General features: G+C 31.7%; 19 protein-coding genes. 18 read left to right on the top strand and 1 reads right to left on the bottom strand.

Annotated features, from left to right (window positions below):
• Positions 1–275 precede the first annotated feature (275 nt).
• Genes MPAN_RS08285 through MPAN_RS08205 form a run of 17 tightly spaced genes read left to right on the top strand, consistent with a single transcriptional unit; the run spans position 276 to position 19,438 of the window.
• The gene (locus MPAN_RS08285) at positions 276–1,073 is read left to right on the top strand and encodes an FAD binding domain-containing protein (protein ID WP_176239380.1); all 798 of its coding nucleotides are present in this window, start codon (positions 276–278) and stop codon (positions 1,071–1,073) included.
• Complete coding sequence (locus MPAN_RS08280) at positions 1,070–1,522, top strand: (2Fe-2S)-binding protein (RefSeq protein ID WP_176239379.1); 453 nt, start codon at positions 1,070–1,072, stop codon at positions 1,520–1,522. The genes MPAN_RS08285 and MPAN_RS08280 overlap by 4 nt, the downstream gene beginning before the upstream one ends.
• The gene (locus MPAN_RS08275) at positions 1,519–3,840 is read left to right on the top strand and encodes a xanthine dehydrogenase family protein molybdopterin-binding subunit (protein WP_176239378.1); all 2,322 of its coding nucleotides are present in this window, start codon (positions 1,519–1,521) and stop codon (positions 3,838–3,840) included. Before MPAN_RS08280 ends, MPAN_RS08275 begins: the two co-directional genes overlap by 4 nt.
• Positions 3,837–4,466, top strand: coding sequence for a hypothetical protein (locus MPAN_RS08270; RefSeq protein ID WP_176239377.1), 630 nt, complete (start codon positions 3,837–3,839; stop codon positions 4,464–4,466). Before MPAN_RS08275 ends, MPAN_RS08270 begins: the two co-directional genes overlap by 4 nt.
• A 30-nt stretch (positions 4,467–4,496) precedes the next feature.
• A complete protein-coding gene (locus MPAN_RS08265) occupies positions 4,497–5,342 on the top strand; it encodes an XdhC family protein (RefSeq protein ID WP_176239376.1) in 846 nt (281 codons plus the stop codon).
• The gene (locus MPAN_RS08260; protein WP_176239375.1) at positions 5,311–5,790 is read left to right on the top strand and encodes a nucleoside-triphosphatase; all 480 of its coding nucleotides are present in this window, start codon (positions 5,311–5,313) and stop codon (positions 5,788–5,790) included. The genes MPAN_RS08265 and MPAN_RS08260 overlap by 32 nt, the downstream gene beginning before the upstream one ends.
• Positions 5,791–5,799: 9 nt before the next feature.
• Positions 5,800–7,107 carry a dihydroorotase gene (locus MPAN_RS08255; protein WP_176239374.1) on the top strand — a complete coding sequence of 436 codons (1,308 nt, stop codon included), beginning with the start codon at positions 5,800–5,802 and terminating at the stop codon, positions 7,105–7,107.
• Positions 7,104–8,411, top strand: a complete 1,308-nt coding sequence (locus tag MPAN_RS08250; RefSeq protein ID WP_176239373.1) for an amidohydrolase family protein — start codon at positions 7,104–7,106, stop codon at positions 8,409–8,411. The genes MPAN_RS08255 and MPAN_RS08250 overlap by 4 nt, the downstream gene beginning before the upstream one ends.
• Positions 8,408–9,484 carry a 4Fe-4S binding protein gene (locus MPAN_RS08245; RefSeq protein ID WP_176239372.1) on the top strand — a complete coding sequence of 359 codons (1,077 nt, stop codon included), beginning with the start codon at positions 8,408–8,410 and terminating at the stop codon, positions 9,482–9,484. The genes MPAN_RS08250 and MPAN_RS08245 overlap by 4 nt, the downstream gene beginning before the upstream one ends.
• A gap of 12 nt (positions 9,485–9,496) precedes the next feature.
• Positions 9,497–11,590, top strand: a complete 2,094-nt coding sequence (locus tag MPAN_RS08240; RefSeq protein WP_176239371.1) for a xanthine dehydrogenase family protein molybdopterin-binding subunit — start codon at positions 9,497–9,499, stop codon at positions 11,588–11,590.
• A complete protein-coding gene (locus MPAN_RS08235; RefSeq protein WP_176239370.1) occupies positions 11,583–12,056 on the top strand; it encodes a (2Fe-2S)-binding protein in 474 nt (157 codons plus the stop codon). The genes MPAN_RS08240 and MPAN_RS08235 overlap by 8 nt, the downstream gene beginning before the upstream one ends.
• The gene (locus MPAN_RS08230; protein WP_176239369.1) at positions 12,050–12,889 is read left to right on the top strand and encodes an FAD binding domain-containing protein; all 840 of its coding nucleotides are present in this window, start codon (positions 12,050–12,052) and stop codon (positions 12,887–12,889) included. The genes MPAN_RS08235 and MPAN_RS08230 overlap by 7 nt, the downstream gene beginning before the upstream one ends.
• A gap of 15 nt (positions 12,890–12,904) precedes the next feature.
• On the top strand, positions 12,905–14,629 hold the full coding sequence (ade, locus tag MPAN_RS08225) for an adenine deaminase (protein ID WP_176239368.1): 1,725 nt from the start codon (positions 12,905–12,907) through the stop codon (positions 14,627–14,629).
• Positions 14,626–15,879, top strand: coding sequence for a threonine synthase (gene thrC, locus MPAN_RS08220; protein ID WP_176239367.1), 1,254 nt, complete (start codon positions 14,626–14,628; stop codon positions 15,877–15,879). The genes ade and thrC overlap by 4 nt, the downstream gene beginning before the upstream one ends.
• Complete coding sequence (locus tag MPAN_RS08215) at positions 15,872–17,236, top strand: PLP-dependent cysteine synthase family protein (protein ID WP_176239366.1); 1,365 nt, start codon at positions 15,872–15,874, stop codon at positions 17,234–17,236. Before thrC ends, MPAN_RS08215 begins: the two co-directional genes overlap by 8 nt.
• On the top strand, positions 17,233–18,453 hold the full coding sequence (locus tag MPAN_RS08210) for a YgeY family selenium metabolism-linked hydrolase (protein ID WP_176239365.1): 1,221 nt from the start codon (positions 17,233–17,235) through the stop codon (positions 18,451–18,453). Before MPAN_RS08215 ends, MPAN_RS08210 begins: the two co-directional genes overlap by 4 nt.
• Before the next feature lies 1 nt (position 18,454).
• Positions 18,455–19,438: an ornithine carbamoyltransferase gene (locus tag MPAN_RS08205; RefSeq protein ID WP_176239364.1), complete on the top strand. Its 984-nt coding sequence runs from the start codon at positions 18,455–18,457 to the stop codon at positions 19,436–19,438.
• 510 nt (positions 19,439–19,948) lie between these two features.
• Here MPAN_RS08205 and MPAN_RS08200 read toward each other — a convergent pair.
• On the bottom strand, positions 19,949–20,833 hold the full coding sequence (locus tag MPAN_RS08200) for a LysR family transcriptional regulator (protein WP_176239363.1): 885 nt from the start codon (positions 20,831–20,833) through the stop codon (positions 19,949–19,951).
• Positions 20,834–20,946: 113 nt separating this feature from the next.
• Here MPAN_RS08200 and MPAN_RS08195 point away from each other — a divergent pair, with 113 nt between their 5' ends.
• Complete coding sequence (locus MPAN_RS08195) at positions 20,947–22,020, top strand: sugar ABC transporter substrate-binding protein (RefSeq protein ID WP_176239362.1); 1,074 nt, start codon at positions 20,947–20,949, stop codon at positions 22,018–22,020.
• Positions 22,021–22,042: the final 22 nt, after the last annotated feature.

Here is a 22,042-nt window from a genome sequence, read left to right as displayed (position 1 = left end):
CTTTGATCATCACGTGCAAAGACTGTAAACTTTAATCGATGTAACCTAATAAGAAATAACCAGTCGCATAAAGCGCTGTATCCAACTCATTACCATATTTAATTAAAGTCACAGCTATATCCTTTCTAAACCAGTCGCAAAAGCGCTGTAAGGAAGAAGTAAACTAGTCTGTGATATGATCTAATTCAATTATAAAGTAGTCCGCGTCAAAAAACTATAAAGAAGGAGAGTCTAATATATATTTAGGACTACATATATATATTAGGAAGATAAAGATGGAAATTAATCTATATCACAAAGCAAAATCACTCAAAGAGGCTTATGAAATTTTAAATCAGAATCCTAAAAACTCAATTTTAGGAGGAGGAACTTGGCTAAAACAATCTTCATCAACTTTAGATACACTTATTGATTTATGTGAGTTAGGGTTAGATCAAATTATTGAAACTAAAGAGGCAATTGAAATTGGCGCTTTAGTGACACTTTATGAAATTGAATCCAATTTAGCTATAAAAGCTTTAGGCAAAGGTTTTATAAGTGAAAGCTTAAGTAATATATTAGGTGTTGGATTTAGAAATATCGCGACTATAGGTGGAACAATTGCTGGAAGATATGCATTTTCTGATTTTATCACTTCACTTTTAACCCTTGATGTTAAACTGCTCTTTTTTCCAAAAAAAGAAATATCTTTAGAAGACTTTTTAAATACAAAAGGTAAGATGACAGATATTTTAACACATATCATCATTAAAAAAAGTCCAGGAAAAGGATTCTTTAAAAAAGTATCAGGAACAACACTTGAGTTTGCAATTCTAGATATTGCGGTATATCAAGAAAATCATACATATAAAATATCACTTGGATCACGTCCAAGTGTTGCAATGCTTTCACATGAAGCTGCAGAGTTTTTAAATAAACAAGAAAAAATTACAGAAGAAGTTCTTGAACAAACAGTTGAAATTGTTTTAGATACAGTTAAACTTGGATCTAATAAAGCAGCAACCAAAGAGTATCGAGAAGTTTTAGCTAAAACATATGTTAAAAGAGGCATCAAGGAGGTGACATCCAAATGAAGATCAAATTAAATTTAAATGGTAGAGATCGTGAGTTTGAAATAGCTCAAAATGAATACCTTCTAGAAACACTAAGAAACAATCATATAACTAGTGTTAAAAACGGGTGTGACAAATCAACATGTGGAGCTTGTACCGTCTTAATGGATGGCAAACCTGTTCTATCATGTTCAGTTTTATCAGCAAGAGCTGATGGGCATAAAATTACTACAGTTGATGGTCTTCAAAAAGAAGTTGAAGAAATCAGTGATTTCTTTGGAGAAGAAGGCGCAGACCAATGTGGTTTTTGTAATACAGGTATGGCACTAACAGTTTATGCACTTAAACATGAATTAAAAAATCCAACTGATGAACAGATTAAAGATTACATGGTTGGTAATTTATGTAGATGTACTGGATATCATGCTCAATTTAAAGCAATAAAAAGTTATCTGGAGGTCAAAAAATGAAAATAGTTAATCATAAAACACCTTCAATAGATGGTAAAGGTATTATGATGGGTAGACCAGCTTATACAGATGATTTAGCTGATCCCAATTCATTAATCATTAAAATTCTTAGAAGTCCTCATGCATTTGCGAAAATTAAAAAAATAGATGTTTCAAAAGCGCAAGCGTTAAATGGTGTAGAACTTGTTATCACACATCATGATGTTCCAAGAACATCATTTACACGTGCTGGTCAGGGATACCCTGAACCATCACCACATGATAAATTTATATTAGATGAATATGTCAGATATGTTGGAGATGAAGTAGCATGTGTTGCAGCAATAAATGATGATATTGCAACAAAAGCTCTAAAATTAATAAAAGTTGAATATGAAATATTAGAACCTGTTCTTGATTTTGAAAAAGCATTTGAACATAAATCTATTATTCATCCTGAAGATGGAATAAAAGAAATGTTTCCAATTGGATTTCTTCCAAAGAAGAATGTTGCAGCAACTTACGAGATGGAAGTTGGAAAAGCTGAAGATGTTTTAAAAGATTGTGATGTTGTCATAGAACATTCATTTTACACACAAGCTCAAGCGCATGCAATGATGGAACCTCACACAGCTAATGCTAGAATAGATTTTCAAAATAGATTAGTTATTTATACAGCAACGCAAACGCCTTTTCATGTGCGTAGAATCTTATCACAAACACTTGATTTTCCACTTTCTAGAATTAGAATCATTAAACCAAGAGTCGGTGGTGGATTTGGTGGGAAACAAGCACTTCATGGTGAAATGTTTGTTGCATTAGTTACTTTAAGAACAGGAAAACCTTCAAAGATTGTTTATACAAGAAAAGAAGTATTTGAATCTTCATATACAAGACATCCTATGAGAATTGATATCAAATTAGGAGCAATGAAGGATGGAACCTTAAAAGCAATTGATTGTTTTGTGTTATCAGACACAGGAGCATATGGAGAACACGCTTTAACGGTCTTTATGGTTACTGGGGCTAAAGTATTACCGCTTTATAATAAAGTTGATGCTGTGAAGTTTGCAGGTCAAGTCGTATATACAAATCATGTATCTGCAGGAGCATATAGAGGTTATGGCGCAATTCAGGGTAATTTTGCATTAGAATCTGCTGTTGATATGCTATGTGCGAAACTTGATATGGATCCAATAGTCTTTAGACAAAAAAATATGATCCGTGAAGGTGAAACATCACCGATATTTGAAATCATGGGTGAAGGTACTGAAGGTACCGCAATGAACATGGAAACATGTAAATTAGATTATTGTGTTAAAAGAGGTTTAGAATTAATTGATTGGTATAAGACATATCCTAAAGTTGAAATAAGTGATACAAAGATTAGATCAGTTGGTATGGCACTTGCAATGCAAGGAAGTGGTATTCCATATATCGATATGGGAGCTGCGACTATTAAATTTAATGATGATGGTTTTTATAACTTAATGGTAGGAGCAACTGATATTGGTCAAGGTAGTGATACAATCTTAGCTCAAATCGCAGCTGAAGAATTAATGACTACAGTTGATAAAGTTATCGTTTATTCATCAGATTCTGATTTAACACCATTTGATACAGGTGCTTATGCTTCAAGTACAACATATGTTTCAGGTAATGCAGTTTTAAACGCAGCTAAAATTATGAAAAATATGTTGCTAAAAGAAGCTGCACATGTACTTAAAATAGATATAAAAGATGTTGAATTTGATGGAATTACGTTCTCATCAAAAGAAGAAAAAATAACATTATCAGAATTAGGTAATAGATTAACCTATAATGAAGATCAAAAACAATTAACTGCTACAGGAAGTTATGTAGGAACTAAATCACCGCCACCATTTATGGCAGGTTTTATAGAAATTGAAATCGATAAAGAAACATTTGAGTATGAAGTTTTAAATTATGTTAGTGTTGTTGATTGTGGAATGACAATCAATCCTAAACTTGCCCAAGGTCAAGTTGAAGGTGGAATTGTTCAAGGCCTAGGTATGGCAGGATATGAGGATGTTAAATATACAGATAAAGGTAAACTTATATCAAATGGATTTTTAAGCTATACAATACCAACAACTAAAACAATTCATAAATTAACGACTGAATTTGCTGACAGTTATGAAGAATCAGGTCCATTTGGAGCAAAATCAGTTGGAGAAATAGGAATCGATACACCTCCTGCAGCATTAGCTAATGCAGTATATAATGCAACAGGTGTGAGAATTACAAAATTACCAATAACTGCTGAAAAAATATATCAAGGCATGTTAGAACTTAAACAAAAGGAGAATAAAAAATGAAAGAAACTAAAAGTATTTGGATTTACGTATTGTTCTTTGGGGCTATTTGGGGGATTTTAGAAGCAACACTGGGATATGTATTACAGTTTTTACCTCCATTAGTATCTGGTAGTGTTATGTTTCCAATCGCAGCAACTTTAATGCTGATTACTTATCAAAACACTAAATCAAGAAAAGCAATGATTTATGTTGCAGCTATTGCAGCAACTATAAAAGCTATTAATTTATTTATGCCAGGATTACCTGCTATTAAAACTTATAATCCAATGATTGCAATCATGTTACAATCATTTGTTCTTGTAGTCTTTATACCATTGTTTAAGAAAAATAGTATTCCATCTGTAGTTACCGGTATTGCTGTCGTAGGATTTTCATGGAGATTGTTATTCTTGGGAAATATAGCTATTAATAATGCATTAACTGGATTTCAATTTTCACAATTAGCAAGTTTATCAAATATGTTTGATTTTGTTATCATGCTTGGATTAATAGAAGCGTTGGTATTAGGTTTGATTCACATCATACGTATTGGTATTAATCAAAAAGTATCATTTGTTTTTAAACCAAATGCTATTTTATCATTATCAACATTTGTTTTTGCAGTCGTACTAACAATATTCTTATAAAAAATACACCTACAGAAAAGAGCTGATGAGATGATTGATTTATATTCAAAGATTGTAGATAATCAAGCAAAAGGTATTGATATGGTTTTGATTACTGCGATTCAAAAAGAAGGCGAAGGACCTGTTGAGGTAGGCAAAAAGTTACTTGTTGTCGAAACAGGTGAGTTTTTTGGTACTGTTGGTGGTGGAGCATTAGAACACTATGCAATCGAAAAAGCAAAAAGCCTTATTAAATTGAGAGCTCACTTAACTGAAAAATATTTACTTGATAAAGGTAAAGTCACACCTGAAGCCAAAACACTTCCTATGGTTTGTGGAGGTATTGTTACATTGTTTTATGAATTTTTAGGGGTTAAGAATTTTGTTTACATATTTGGTGGAGGTCACGTTGGCCAAGCACTTGTTCCAGTTTTGAAACCTTTAAATTTTCATGTTACTGTTATTGATGAACGTAAAGAAATTATAGATGATTTTAAAGGAGCAGATGTAGTTGTTCATCAACATTTTGCTGACTTTATTGAAAAAAATGGAATCAAAGATAATAGTTTTGTAGTGGTTTGTACACCATCACATACATATGATTATCATGTGATTAATAAGATTTTGGAATTAAAACTGAATCCTAAATATATCGGTATGCTTTGTTCAATTGACAAACTTAAAATATATTTAGAAGAGACATATAAAAAATTTGGTAAAAAAGTTAATTTAAAGAATTTCTATTCGCCAATAGGGCTTGATATAGGCGGCGGAGCACCAGAGGATATTGCAATTTCAATAGCAGCTGAAATATTATCAATTCATTTTGGCAAAAAAAGTCAAAAACATATGAGGGAGGCTATTGATGATAACAATCGTTACTGGGAAAATCAATGAAGGCAAAACAACAGCTTTAAAACTAATGTATCATGAAGATAAAAAAGGTGATGGGTTTATTGCGATTAAAAAAATGGATGGGACTAATGTTCATAGTTTTTTAGCTACAAAATTATCAACAAAAGAACAAAAAGTTTTAATGCTTCATAAGAACTATTATTCTGAAAGTTTTATTAGTACAGGAAAAATTGGGCCTTACTTAATAAATTTATTTACTTTAAGTTGGGTAGAAAAATCAATAGAAAAAATGATCAAAAAGAAAGTAGAACCTATTTATTTAGATGAAATAGGCGCACTTGAACTTGATGGACATGGATATGATCGTATTTTAAATAAAATAATAGAAGCAAATTTAGATTTAATTGTGACAACAAGATCAGATTTATTAGAGAAAATTAAAGAACATTATAATCTTAAGGATGTAAAGGTTATTGAAGTATCTAGATAGGAGTCTTTTATGTATGATAAAGCAATCATAAATTCAAAAGTTTATATTAATAAATTGTGGAAACAAACAAATGTATATATTAAAGGTGAAAAAATCGCTTTAATTAGCGAAGAGCTTTTGCCTGCACTTGAGGTAATTGATGCAAAGGGATTAGAAGTGCTTCCTGGAATTATTGATCCTCATGTCCATTTTGAATTAGATTTAGGATTTATTAAATCTGTCGATGATTTTTATACTGGAAGTATCGCAGCTCTTTATGGTGGAGTCACTTCTTATGTTGATTTTTTAGAACCTACTGATTGTGTAAAAGAGTTAGAAAGATCATATAAAGAAAGATTAGCTCTAGCCAAAAAAAGTGTGATTGATTATCATTTTCATGCATGCATCAAAAATCCTAAAGGTGATTTAGAAGCTTATGTGAAAAAGATGAAAGAATTAGGCATGAATACACTTAAATTATTTACGACCTACTCTGATTCAGATAGAAGAACCTATGATAAAGAAATTATAGAGTTACTCAAATTATCTAAAAAATATCATTTTTTGATTATGGCACATATTGAAAACGATGATTTGATTCGTTTAGATCCAAAGTTTACATATAAAGATTTAACAGTAAGTAGACCATCAAAAAGTGAATTAACAGAAGCGCTTAAATTAGCTAAATATACAAGAGAAACTAAAGGCTATATGTATATGGTTCATTTAAGTAGTGGAAAGACACTTGAAGCATTGATTCAAAATTATCCTGATATTTTGAATCAGCATTTCTTTGTTGAAAGTTGCCCTCAATATTTTACGTTTAATAAAGAAGTATTAGAACGTAAAGATGGATATTTATATACTTTTGCACCTCCACTAAGAACTGAAGAAGAAAGACAATTATTACATAAATATCAAGATTTAGTTTATACAATTGGAACTGATCATTGTGCATTTATGAAAAAAGATAAAATTAAACCTACATTAAGTCAAATGCCTTTGGGCATTGGTGGCATTGAACATGCTTTAGGCATCATGAGATATCATTTAGGCGATGAAGCAATTGAAAAAATGACTAAAAGAGTCGCATTTACTCAAGGACTTCATACAAAAGGTCAAATCAAAGAAGGATTTGATGCGGATATTACAATCTTTAAAAAAGATATGAACACAAGAGTTCATGGCAACCATGGAACTTGTGATTATTCAGTATATGAAAATCTTTTAACAGCTGGTAAAGTTGTATCAACTTTAGTTAGAGGAGAATTTGTTTTAAAAGATGGACTTCTAATCAAACACAAAGGTCAACTTATTAAAGGAAGTGATTTTCTATGATAAAGGCGATTATTAATACTAAGATTTATGATTTTAATCAATTCATAGATAATGGATATGTTATTTTTGACGATAAGATTATTGAAGTCGGTTTGATGATAGAATTTAAGGATAAAGGCTATGAAATTATAGATGGATATGATCATTTAGTTATGCCTGGATTAGTGACTGGACATACACATATATATTCAACTTTTGCACGCGGAATGAGCGTGCCTTTTCATCCAAAAAACTTTCAAGATATCCTTGATCAATTATGGTGGAAACTAGATCGTAATCTAGATAATCAAACAACATATTATAGTGGTATTGTTAGTGCAATCGATCATATGAAAAATGGTGTAACAACTTTAATTGATCATCACGCAAGTGGTATTGAAATTTTAGGCTCATTAGAGTCATTAAAAAAAGCAGTTGTAGACCAAGCACATTTAAGAGGTGTGTTTGCCTTTGAGACAAGTGATAGATTTCCTGTCGAAAAAGCAATTAAAGAAAATATTGATTTTAGTAAGAACAACCACTCAGCATTCACTAAAGGACTATTTGGTCTACATGCTTCAATGAGTCTTTCAGAAGAAACTTTAAAGCGTGTTAAAAAAGTAATCGGTGACATGCCTATTCATATTCATGTTGCTGAAAGTGTTCTTGATGAACAAGATTGTAGAAAAAAATATAGCGAAAGCATATTAAAGAGATTAGAAAGACATGGTCTTTTAAATCCAAAGAGTATTATCGCACACGCGATCTATGTAGATGATGAAGAATTAGAAATCATTAAAAATCATGATTGTGTGATTGCAGTTAATTTTTCTTCTAATATGAATAATAGTGTTGGAGTTCCACCACTTAAGAAATTTAGAGATTACGGCATTCCAGTGATTGTTGGTAATGATGGTATATCATCAGCAATAACAACTGAATATTTAACTTTGTATTATGCAACTCATTTATTAGATCAAACACCTAATCTATTTGGATTAAATGAGCTTAAACAAATGATTAATGACACATATGATTATGTCAATCAAATATTAGATATCAAATCAGGGAAAATAGAAAAAGGATATGTATCAGATTTACTTATGATCCCATATGTAGCACCAACACCAATGAATAAAGATAACGCATTTGGACATGTATTCTTTGGATTATTCCATAGTTTTAAACCAAAAGATGTTTATGTATCAGGATGTCAAGTTGTTATGAATTATGATGTGGATAATATATTGAAAAAACAATATAAAGAAGCTTTGACATATGCAGAAAAACTTTGGAAAAGAATAGATGAAGAGGTGAAATTATGAATTTAAAAACAACGTTTGATGGATTGACATTAGAAAATCCTTTAATGCCTGCTTCAGGGCCATTAGTTGGAGATACTGAAAAACTATTATTTATGAAAGATGCTGGATGTGGCGCTGTTGTGACAAAAACCATATCTACTAAAGCTCCACATATTCCAAAACCATGTATTTATGGTGATAAACAATATGTTATGAATAGTGAACTATGGAGTGAATATTCAAAAGAAAAATGGGCAGAAGAATTTCTTCCTGAATATAAACTTACAAAAGATAGACCTTTAATTATAAGTGTTGGTTATAGCAAGGAAGATATGGAAATATTAATTCCTTTGTTTGATCAATTTGCGGATGCTTTTGAAATATCTACACATTATGTTGGAACTGATATTTCCGTTATTGCAGATACAGTTAAAATGATTAGAAAACATACCAAAAAACCATTTTATATGAAGATTAGTCCTCATATTCCTAACCCGGCTGAGTTTGCTAAAGTCATTAAAGAAAATGGAGCAAACGGTGTTGTGGCAATTAATTCCCTAGGGCCAACCATGAAAATTGATATCCAATCTAGATCAATTTTATATGGCAACGAAAGTGGATTTGTTTGGACAAGTGGACCTGTAATTAAAAACTTAGCTTTAGCAACTATCTATACCATTAAAAAAGCTGAACCAAGCTTAACAGTTATAGGTGTTGGTGGTATTGGGTCAGCAGATGATGTTATAGAATTCTTACTTGCTGGAGCATCAGCTGTTCAAATGCTTTCTGCAGCATTACTTAAAGGCAAACAACTATACGCTAAAATAATTAAAGATTTACCAAGTCGATTAGAAGCCTATGGATTTAAAAGTGTAGAAGAAGTGATTAACACAACTTTAAAAAATAACGTTAAATATGAAGCAAGCATACCTAAGTTAATTGAAGATAAATGTATTAAATGTAATTTATGTGTTAATGTTTGTCCATATTTTGCGATTACCATGAAAGATAAAATAACGATAGATCCTGATAAGTGTTTTGAATGTGGACTATGTGTTGCTAAATGTCCAACCAATGCACTTACTATGGAATAGGGGAGTGATTAAATGAAGGATATCAGTAAATCAATACAAAAAGAAGATCATGTTGAAAAGGTTTCTGGTAAAGCAATTTATGTCAGTGATATTAAAATGGATGGAATGCTGTTTGCTAAGACAGTAAGATCTATACATCCAAAAGCTAAAATAGATAGTATTGAAATCCCTAAGTTACCTAAGGATTATTTTATCGTTGACTATAAAGATATTCCTGGGAAAAACTTTGTCAAAATGATTTTTGAAGATTGGCCAATATTTGCAGAACATACTGTCAATTATATTGGGGAACCTATTATGCTTGTTATCGGTAAAGATAAACAAGTCATCAATCAAATTATTGATAACATAAAAATCGAATATACAATATTAGAACCATTGTTTGAATATAAAAAAAGTGTTATAAACAAAAAGTTTAAAAAAGGAAATATAGAACAAGCTTTTTTGAAACCTTATAAGATTGTATCACATACATATGAGACAGGTTATCAAGAACAAGCTTATATAGAGCCTCAAGGATTTATTGCATATCCTGAGGAAAACAAGAAAATAACATTAATAGGATCTATCCAATGTCCTTATTATGTTAAAAATGCTGTTATATCAGCCCTTGATTGTAAAGATGATGAGGTTCGTGTAATTCAACCTACAGTTGGTGGAGCATTTGGTGGTAAAGAAGAATTCCCATCAGTTATGGCATGCCAACTTGCAGTTGCTGTTAAAAAAATAGGTAAACCTATTAAGATGATCTATGAACGTGAAGAAGATATGGCAGTAACAACTAAACGTCATCCTTCCAAAATTAAATTGACTGCAGCTATTGATGAAAATCATCATATACAAGGTATTAAAGCTCATGTATCTTTAGATAGTGGAGCATATACGGGATTAAGTGGTGTAGTTTTAGCTAGAGCTATGATTGCATCAACAGATGCTTATACAGTGGATCATTTAGATGTGTCTGGTGATGTTTATGAGACTAATACTGTTCCAAATGGAGCATTTAGAGGATTTGGTGCACCACAAATGATTTTTGCTTTTGAGATGTTTATGAATCATATTGCAAAAGAACTAGATATTGATCCTCTTCCTTTTAGATTAAATCATTTAGCAAAACAAAATGATTTAACTTCAACTGGTGGGGTTTTTAGAGATCCAATTATTATGAAAAAAATGATAGATAAGGCTATGGAAATTTCTGATTATAAACAAAAATATGAAACTTATCAAGATCCTAAATCTTTTAAAGGTATTGGGATGAGTTGGTTTTTACATGGATGTGGATTCACTGGTAGTGGTGAAAGCACACATATCAATGCAAAAGTTAGACTAAGAAAAGATAAAGATAATCAAGTTTATATTTTGGTTGCCGCAGTTGAAATGGGACAAGGCGCTAAAACTGCTCTTAAAAAAATAGTTGTACAAACTTTAGATGTTCCATCAAATCAAGTTACTTTTAATAATCCAGATACTGATTTTGTTCCTGATTCAGGACCAACTGTCGCATCTAGAACTATTATGATTGTTGGTGGTCTTCTTGCTAGAGCAGCATTAAAACTTAAAGAGACTTGGATTGATGATCAAGAAATGGTTGTCAATGAAAGATATCAACAACCCGAATATATTAAATGGGATGAAGATACATTGCATGGTGATGCATATCCTGCATACTCATGGGGTGTAAACATTGTTGAAGTTGAAGTGTCGCCAGTTACATTTCAAGCAAACCTTAAAGGTATTTGGAGTGTCTATGATGTAGGCAAAGCAATTGATGAGCGTATGGTTTTAGGTCAAGCTGATGGTGGTATTGCACAAGGCGTAGCTTATGGATATTTAGAAGTAATGAAACACGAGAATGGGAAAATAAGACAAAAAACAATGACAGATTATATCATACCTACTTCAGTAGATATGCCAAAAACAGAAACTCATATTATGGAAAATCCTTATATATTAGGTCCATATGGAGCAAAAGGTGTTGGAGAACTAACGCTAGTTGGTGGAGCACCTGCTGTTGCGCTAGCTATAGAACAAGCAATTAAAAGGAAAGTTAAGAAAATCCCGGCAACACCAGAATATATGATGGAGTTGATTAATCATGACTAATATAAAATTTAAACTAAATGGTAAAGATGTTGATTTGAATTTAGATCCTAGCATGCGTTTTTTAGATGTTTTAAGAAATCATTTTGGATTAACAGGTCCTAAAGAAGGATGTGGCGAAGGAGAATGTGGAGCATGCGCTGTTTTACTTGATGGTCACATTGTTCATAGTTGTTGTCTACCTTTAGCAAATGTTGAAGGAAAAGAAATTGTAACCATTGAAGGTTTTACGAAAACAAAAAGATATCAAGCATTAGCTGATGCTATATTAGAAGAAGGTGGCTCTCAATGTGGTATATGTACACCGGGTATGATGATTGCTGCTGAAAGTTTATTAAATCAAAATCCAAAACCTAGTGAAGATGAAATTCGTATAGGTCTTTCGGGAAATTTATGTCGCTGTACAGGTTATAACATGATTGTCAAAGCAGTGAAAACAGCTTCTAAAAAGGGGGATGGACTATGGTGAAACAAATAATCCCTAAGAATCTAAAAGAAGCAATAACATATTTAAACCAAGAAGATTATCAAGTTATTGCAGGTGGTACTGACTTGATGATTCAAAAAAGAAATACTGCAGATCTGCCACCACTATTTAATACAAATATACTTTATGCGTTTAATTTAGATGAATTAAAATATGTAATTAAAGATGAAACTAAAATTAGAATAGGATCCATGACATCTTTAGAAACTTTGTTGCATCATCCTGATGTCCCTCAGTTACTTAAAGACGTCATCATAGAGATGGCTTCACCAGGTATTAGAAATGTTGCGACACTTGCAGGCAATATTGCAAATGCATCACCTGCTGGAGATAGCTTAGTTGCGCTATATTTAATGGATGCTATAGTTGTTTTATCAAGTCTTAATCAAGAAAGACAGATTCCGATTAGTAAAGTTATTTTAGGTCCAAGAAAGACATCAATTGCCAAAAATGAATTGATTACAGAAATCATTTTACCTATTCATAACTTTAGCCAAACATCTTGGGTAAAAGTTGGAGGAAGAAGAGCAGATGCTATCTCTAAAGTTTCTTTTGCTGGAGCAGTAAAGATTAATTCAGGAACTGTTATTGATATTAGAATTGCTTTAGGAGCAATCTTTATGACTGTTGTAAGAAATTTAGAAATAGAAAATCGTTATAAAAATATAAGTGTTCAAGAATTAAAAGATAATATGCAACAAATTTTAAATGATTATCAAAAATTGATTAAACCAATTGATGATCAAAGATCTAATAAAATATATCGAAGTCAAGTTGCACTTAATTTGATTGAGGATTTTATTAGAAAAATATAGACTGGGTGGTGCTTTATGGATTATCAAAGAATTATGAAAGTAGCTCGAGGAGAAATTAAAGCTGAACTTGTGCTAAAACAAGCAAAGATCATTAATGTGTATAGTGGTGAGATAGAAGTCGGTGATATAGCTATTGAGAATGGAACAATCGTTGGGGTTGGTTCTTATCATGGAGAAATAGAACATGATATAAATCACAAATTTGTTGCTCCTGGTTTTATCGATGGTCATGTACATATTGAGTCTTCAATGCTTACACCTCCTGGATTTTCTAAAATTGTTGTACCTAAAGGAACAACAACTGTTATTGCTGATCCACATGAAATTGCAAACGTTTGTGGCACTAAGGGTATAGAGTTTATGTTGGAAAGTAGTGAACATATACCGCTTAATGTTTACATGATGATTCCATCATGTGTTCCTGCAACAAAAGATGAAAATAATGGCGCTACGATAAGTGTAGATGATATTGCATCATTTATGAACCATCCAAGAGTAATTGGATTAGGTGAAGTTATGGACTATCCTTCAGTTATTTATGGTGAAGCTGACATTCATCATAAAATTGAACTTATGAGAGAAAAAAAGATTGATGGACATGCACCAGACATTATGGGTAATGATTTAAATGCATATATTGCAGCAGGTGTGCAAACTGATCATGAATGTTCAATATCTGAATCTATGATTGAAAGAATTAAAAGAGGTATGTATGTTCATTTAAGAGAAGGCTCACAAACAAGAAATACAAGAGCACTTTTAAAAGGTTTAAATAAAGATAATATCAATCGAGTATTATTTTGTACAGATGATAAACATCCGTTTGATATTAAAGAAGAAGGACATATCAATTTTAATGTAAATCTTGCGATAGAGTCAGGTATAGCACCAATAGATGCGATTAAAATGGCAACGCTAAATGCGGCTAATTGCTATGGTCTAAATCATTTAGGTGGTATTGCACCTAATAAGCAAGCTGATTTAATCGTATTTAGTGATTTATATCATATAGAACCCGAAACTGTTTACTACAAAGGTAAGATTGTAGCTAAAGATGATAAACCTTTATTTGAAGCAACAACTAAAATACCTAAAGCAGTTATCAATACAGTTCATTTAGATGATCAATTATCTTTTGATTTGTATTTAGACAGTTCAGAAGTTCGTGTTATAGGATTAATTCATAATAATATAACAACTCATGAACTTATTAGAAAAGTTAAAGTAGAAAACAAAAAGTTTGTTTATGATGAAAACATAGATATATTAAAACTTGCAGTTGTTGAACGGCATCGTCATACAGGAAATATCGGTATTGGTCTAGTGGAAGGCTTTGGACTTAAAAATGGAGCACTAGCGATGACAATTGCTCATGATTCTCATAATTTAATTATCGTAGGATCATCTGATAAAGATATGTCCATAGCAGCAAAAATGATTCAAGAAATACAAGGTGGGATTGTTTTAGTTCAAGATGGTAAAGTAACAGAATCTCTTGAATTAGAAGTTGGTGGTATCATGACAGCTCATTCTGAAGTTATAGTGCAAGAAACTTTACTTAGAATGAAAAGAAAAATCCAAAAAATGGGATTAAATCCTGATGTTGATGATCCATTTATATCACTAGCTTTTCTTGCGCTACCAGTTATTCCGAAACTTAAATTAACTGATAGAGGATTGTTTGATGTCGATTTATTTAAGATTGTTCCAATTGAAATAAATAAGAAGGTGAAAAATTGAGTTTTATAAAACAATATAGGTGTACATTATGCAATCAAACACTTGATTATGACAAAGATATCATGACATGTCCTTCTTGTGGAGAAAAAGGTATTTTAGATATCGAATATGATTATGAAGCAATGCGTAAATTTGTTGATATAAACTATTTTAAACAACAAGAAGAATTTACAATGTGGCGTTATATGCCAATGCTTCCAGTAGAGAAAACACATATCGATCAAATGCTTAAAATAGGTGGAACACCGTTATATCGATCAAATAATTTAGAAAAAGAGTTGCATATTAAAAAAATATACATTAAAGATGAAGGATTAAATCCAAGTGCAAGTCTCAAAGATCGAGCAAGTGGAATAGCAGTCCTAAAAGCAATTGAGAGTGGATATGATACAATTTCCTGTAGTTCAACAGGAAATGCAGCATCAAGCTTAGCTTGTCATGCTGCACGTATGGGATTAAAGACTGTTATATTTGTTCCTAAAAGAGCTCCTGTAGGAAAGCTTAATCAGTTATTAATTTATGGTTCTAAGGTTATTAGTGTTGATGGAGACTATAAAGACACGTTTAATCTATCAAAACTTGCGATTAATGAGTATGGGTGGTATAACAGGAATGCAGCGATAAATCCTCACTTAGTAGAAGGTAAAAAAACAGTGGCTTTAGAAATTGCAGAACAGCTTAAATTTAGATTAACAGATTGGGTTGCAGTTTCAGTAGGTGATGGATGCACAATTGCAGGAGTTTATAAAGGATTTTATGATTTACTGCAATTAAAATTAATAAAAAAAATACCTAAATTATTAGGTGTTCAAAGCACGGGATGTTCACCTTTTGTTGATGCATATATAAATAGCAAACCTTTAAAAGAAGCAATGGAAAACACAATAGCTGATAGTATTTCTGTTGGTATTCCAAGAAATCCTGTTAAAGCAATACAAGCAGTTAAAAAATCATCTGGTGCTTGGATAGCTATAACAGATGAACAAATTTTACAAAGTATGAAACAGTTAGGAAGTAGCGAAGGTATCTTCGGAGAACCAGCTGGAGTGGCAGCTTTAGCAGGTGTAAAAGAAGCAATCAAAACCAAAATCATCAAAGAAAATGAAACAGTAACAATCATTATGACTGGTAATGGTCTAAAGGATCCTTTAAACGCACAAAAAGCAGTAAAGGCACCAACGTTAGTTAAACCTAGACTAGAAGACTTAAAACAAATAATAGAAGAAAAAGGAGAAAAAAGACATGCCTAAAGTACCGTTTGGACCTACATATGATGAAATGCTTAATCCGAGTCATATAGATCCTGAAATTAGAAAGAAAGCTCTACATTCAAAAGAGGATGAATTAAATCCTATAAATTTATTTAATATTACATGGAAAAATGAAAACAATGAAGTTAATAAAATTGTACTACCTAAAGAATTAACTGGTGTTGACGCAAATATTGTTGTTTTATTAGGAAAATATTTTCCTTCTGGATCCCACAAAGTGGGACCTGCATATTCTACACTTATTGAAGGATGTGTAGATAAAGAAATTATTCCAGAAAAACATACAATTTTAGGACCATCAACTGGTAACTTTGGAATTGGTGTTGCATATATTTGTAATTTAATGAAATACGATTCAATCGTTATTATGCCAGATAATATGAGTAAAGAAAGATATGATAGAATCAAAAGATATGGTGCAAAACTAGATTTAACACCAGGTACTGAATCTGATGTTATCTTAACGTTGCAACGTACTTATGAATTAAAGAAAAATCCTAATTATAGATCATTAGCACAATTTGAATTACTACCTAATTATCGTTTTCATAGACATGTTACAGGTAATAGTGCAATTGAAGCTGTAAAAGGTATTGGTAATGGAAGAATTGCATGCTTTGCTTCTGCACCAGGTAGTGCAGGAACATTGGCAGCAGGCGATCAAATTAAACAAGCATTTCCAGAAGCAAGAGTTGTTGCACTAGAACCATATGAATGTTCTACACTTATGAATGGCGGAGTTGGACAACATCGTATCGAAGGTATCGGAGATAAGATGTGTACATTAATTCATAATGTTTTAACAACTGATTTTGTGGCATTAATAAGTGATGAAGATTCTGTAAGAGGATTAAAGATCATCCATGATGCGCCACATATTTTAGTTGAAAATGGTGTTGATCCTAAAGTTGCTGAAAGTTTAAGAGATATATTTGGTGTATCTACTATATGTAATATTCTTGGTGCAATCAAGATGGCTAAGTATTTAAAATTAGGTGCTAATGATAATATCGTTACAGTTGCAACCGATGGTTATGATAGATACAACAGTGTTATTGATAATTTAAATCACCGCGTTTTAGAAACTGAAGACTTTGTCTTAAGAAGATGGTTTAAAGATATTTTCTTAAAAGTTGATACAGAACATGTTGATGATTTAAGATCTATGGCTAAAAAAGAAAGATTATTTAAACAAAAAGAACATGATTGGCTAAGATTTGATTATTCGATTGATTATTTAAATCAAATGAGAGATATGAAATTTTGGAATGATGAATATGAATTAATTAAAAAATATGATAAAAAGATTTTGGAAAAAAGAGGTAAAGAACTATGATAAAAATTCCTTTTGATGACATTTTAAAAAAAGCTCAAGCCTATGAAAAGGATATGACTAAGTTTTTAAGAGATATGGTTAGAATCCCTAGTGAATCATGTGATGAAAAAAAAGTCATTGAACGCATTAAAGAAGAAATGATTAAAGTTGGATTTGACTCAGTAACACTAGACCCTATGGGAAACTTGTTTGGTAAGGTTGGACATGGTAAACATTTAATTGCTATGGACGGTCATATTGATACTGTTGGTATTGGTGAAATTAAAAACTGGACTTTTGATCCTTATGAAGGATATGAAGATGAAGAAACTATTGGTGGTAGAGGAACTTCTGATCAAGAAGGTGGTATGGCATCCATGGTTTACGCTGGTAAAATTATTAAAGAATTGAAACTTGAAGACGATTATACACTTTTAATAACTGCAACCGTTCAAGAAGAAGATTGTGATGGCTTATGCTGGCAATATATTATTGAAGAAGATAAAGTTACACCTGAATTTGTAGTCATTACTGAACCAACGTCCTGTAGAATATATCGTGGTCATCGTGGACGTATGGAAATTAAAGTCAGTACACATGGTGTGAGTTGTCATGGTAGTGCTCCTGAAAGAGGAGATAACGCAATCTTCAAGATGGCTCCAATCTTATTAGAAGTAAAAGAATTAAATGATAGACTTAAAGATGATCCTTTCCTAGGTAAAGGAACAATGACAGTATCTCAAGTATATTTTAGTTCACCTTCAAGATGTGCTGTTGCTGATGGATGTTCAATCTCTATTGATAGAAGATTAACACATGGTGAAACTTATTTATCTGCATTAGAAGAAATTAGAGACCTACCTTCAGTTAAAGCTGCTGGAGCTGTAGTAGAAATGTATACATATGAAAGAGCTGCATATACTGGTTTAGTATATCCAACACAATCATATTTTCCAACATGGGTCCTAGAAGAAGATCATGTTGTCTGTGAATCTTTGGTTGATGCATATAAGAACTTATTTAAAAAAAATCCAATTGTTGATAAATGGACATTTTCAACAAATGGTGTATCAATTATGGGAAGACATGAAATTCCTTGTATTGGCTTTGGACCAGGACATGAAGAAGAAGCTCATGCGCCAAACGAAAAGACTTGGAAAAAGGATTTAATTGAGGCTTGCGCAATGTATGCAGCAATTCCTCTTATGTATTTAAAACACATTAAAAAGGAGAAATAAAATGAAACCATTATTTAAAGGTAAACATTTCATTACGTTAGAAGAATGGAAAAAAGAAGAGATTGATAAACTTCTTGAAGTATCAAAAGAACTTAAAAGAAAGTTTTTAAATAATGAACCTACAGATTATCTAACCAATAAGACAGCGTTCTTAATGTTTTTTGAAGCTTCTACAAGAACAAGAAATTCTATGGAAGCGGGAATTGCACATCTTGGAGGTCATGGAACATTTTTAGATGTTTCTACGATGCAAATTTCACATGGCGAATCTGCTAAAGATACTGCAACAATTCTTTCATCTTATGGTCATGGTATTGCGTGTAGATATTGTAACTGGGGTATAGGAAACAAATATATCCGTGAAATGGCAGTCAATTCTACTGTGCCGATTATGAATCTTCAATGCGATATTTATCACCCTATGCAAGGTCTAGCTGATTTAATGACAATTCAAGAGGTCACAAAGACGACTAAAAAACTTAAAGTCTCTATTATTTGGGCTTATGCAAAAAGTCATAAGAAACCAATTAGTGTACCATTAACTCAAATTTTATTATTTCCAAGATATGGTATTGATGTGACATTAGCTTATCCTAAAGGTTATGATCTACCTGATTGGGCAGTAGAACAAGCAAGAAAAAATGCAGAAGAAAATGGTGGATCATTTAAGATTACTCATGATATGAAAGAAGCATTTACGAATGCTGATGTTGTGATTCCTAAAAACTGGGGAAGCTGGGTTAATAATCAATCAACAGCAGTTATTGATGATCTTTTAGAATCTTATAAAGGTTGGAAATGTACTGAAGACATGATGAAGTTAGCTAGTCCAAATGTATATTATATGCATGCACTACCTGCAGATAGAGGCAATGAAGTAGAAGATTCAGTGATTGATGGAAAACATTCAATTGTTTATCAAGAAGCTGAAAATAGATTGCATACTGCTAAAGCAGTTATGGCAATGACAATGGGAAATAAATAGAATATAAGCTAATTTATTTTAATAAAATGAACCCCTACGGGTCACCAATAAAATCATAAAACAGCTCATTTAAACTAATAAATGGGCTTTTTATATGTGTTCAATAATTCTTTAAATCTAAGTTTTCTAGATTTTTGGCTCATAGGTATAAAATTTTTAAGAAATTAAACAAAAGGTCTTAAGATTGTAAAACTTATAACAACATAAGCAAAATCATCACCAGGCAAAGAAAGGTGATAACAAGTCTTTAAAATATGATTGAAAACACAACATATATTTATAACAAGCTAAACAATATTCTTGATAAGGCATTTGATAATCAATAGATGTTCTAATTTTTCCGATTTATATTTTTCTCAATAAGATACTATAGATTATAAGAGAAGATAAAAAAATAAAGACACCTCGATTAAGAGGATTGTCTTTATATGTAAGTAATGCTATTATGATTATAAAAGTAAATGAAATTATTTTTTTAATCCGCAATAAAAGCACACTTTACTTACTAATTTATTTTATATGCTTAGCTTTAACAATATTCCAAAACTTTTGTGAATTTATAGATAACTCGTGATTCTTTACTTTACACAATCCAATTACACTAGTTGTTTTTGGATGAAGATTAACAATAGTTACATTGGTATCATGATAATACTCGACATGTTTAGACATTAATAGTGAAATTCCCATACCCTTTTCAATAAGATCTAAAATATTTTCAATACGATGACCTGTATATACTATATTAGGTGCAAAACCCGCTGCTTTGCAGACATTCACGCAAATGGTATACAATGATGTATTTTCATGAAGAAATAAGAACTCTTCATCCTTTAGTAATGATATGTGTATGGTGGTGTTTTTTGCATAACGATGCTCATCAGGTAGAACGACAACCATTTCATCTTGTACAAAAGGTACATATTCAATATGCGCAGATTTAACATCTTCAATTCTCATAAATGCTAAATCAACTTGATTCGTCAATAATAAGTTTAATAATTCTGCTGAGTCGTGTTCAGTAATAACAAACTTAGCAAAGGGATGATTCAGCTTAAAATTTGTGATTTCATTGGTTATAGCATAATGTGGCATGACTGGAATTGAAGAAAGACGGATAATTTCGTTTTGATTATCTATAGTATCCTTTATTTTTAATATGGAACCATTATATAAGTCACAAATAGCTTTAGAATATTCAAGTAATTTATGACCATAAGGGGTTAATTCTATATTTCTAGTATTGCGATCAAAAATCGTAAAGCCGAGTTCATCTTCCAAATTCAATATATGTTTTGATAAAGACGATTGAGAGATATAAAGAAAATCAGCTGCTGCTGAATAATTCTTTTTATCTGCTAGAACTATAAACTCATTTAATATTTGAATTTTCATTTACGCCACCTATTTATTCCCTTATAGAATATATTTTAACTTATTTCGAATTGCATGTCAATAATGAAAGTGCTACCATTTAGGTGTATCATAAAAATAACGGAGGAATTAATATGAGAAGAAAAGGTATAATTTTTGTTACATTATTCATGTTGTCATTAGCTTTATTTAGTTGTGGGAAAGAACAAAAAGAGATTGTCGCATTATCCCTTACGAGTATGGATAATCCTTTAATGGTTGCTTTCCAAGAATCATTTACTGCTCGTTTTGGTGAAGAATATGATGTTCAAGTTGGAAATGCTAACAATGATCCAAACACTCAAGCATCTCAAATAGATAATTTTGTCACGATGCAAGTGAAGATTATTTTCGTGATGCCAGTTGAAACATCGAGTCTTGTAAGTAAACTAGAAGATGCTAGGGACGCAGGCATACTTGTTTTCGTTGCAGGTACAGAACCTGGAGAAAGCGCAAGAGATGCTGTTGCAAAGATGGATCAGTTTTTAGCTGGAGAATACGAAGCATTAATGGTAAAAGAATGGGTTTCTGAAAATTATCCAGATGCAACAGCTGGATCTTTAGAAGCAGCTGTACTTGTTAGTACATTGAATGAAGATTCGATTGCAAGATCAAATGGATTGAAGATGGCTTTTGAACCATATTTGAAGAATGTCGATGGAGATTATATTAATCTTGCTGGAAGTGTTGTGACTGAAGCAAATCGTATTGAAAATCCAGTTTACATTCCAGAGTTAAATAAAGTTGGAGAAGTAGAAGCATCTATGTTCCAAAATGGACAGGTCGCTACAGAAAATTTATTGACTACTAATCCTAATTTAAAAATTGTATTATGTTATGATTCTGATGCGGCATCTGGGGCTTCACAAGCAATTATGGATTCATTGAATGGTGCTGATTCTAGCGGATATGCAACTTTTGGTGTAGGTATGTTTGGACCTGAAGGAGATACTTTGTTAGCTTCCGCAAATGGTGAAGGTGTTCTTCGTGGTTGCGTTGCTTTTGGTGGTGGGGATCTTGTTGGTGCAATGGGAGATATTATAGAAGATATGCTTAGTGGAGAAGATTATACTGTAGTCACATGGGATGCTTTAGCAACTGTAACTTCTTTAGATGGGCTTACACTTAATACTGTGCAAAGAGCTTCTAATGGTATTATTTCAAATTAAGTTCATTAATAATTAATATTTA

The organism is Mariniplasma anaerobium (assembly GCF_016865445.1).
In the GTDB taxonomy this organism is placed as follows: Bacteria; Bacillota_I; Bacilli_A; order Acholeplasmatales; family Acholeplasmataceae; genus Mariniplasma; species Mariniplasma anaerobium.
The sequence above is the reverse complement of the archived record's forward strand: the minus strand, read 5'-3'. Positions and strand labels throughout refer to the sequence as shown.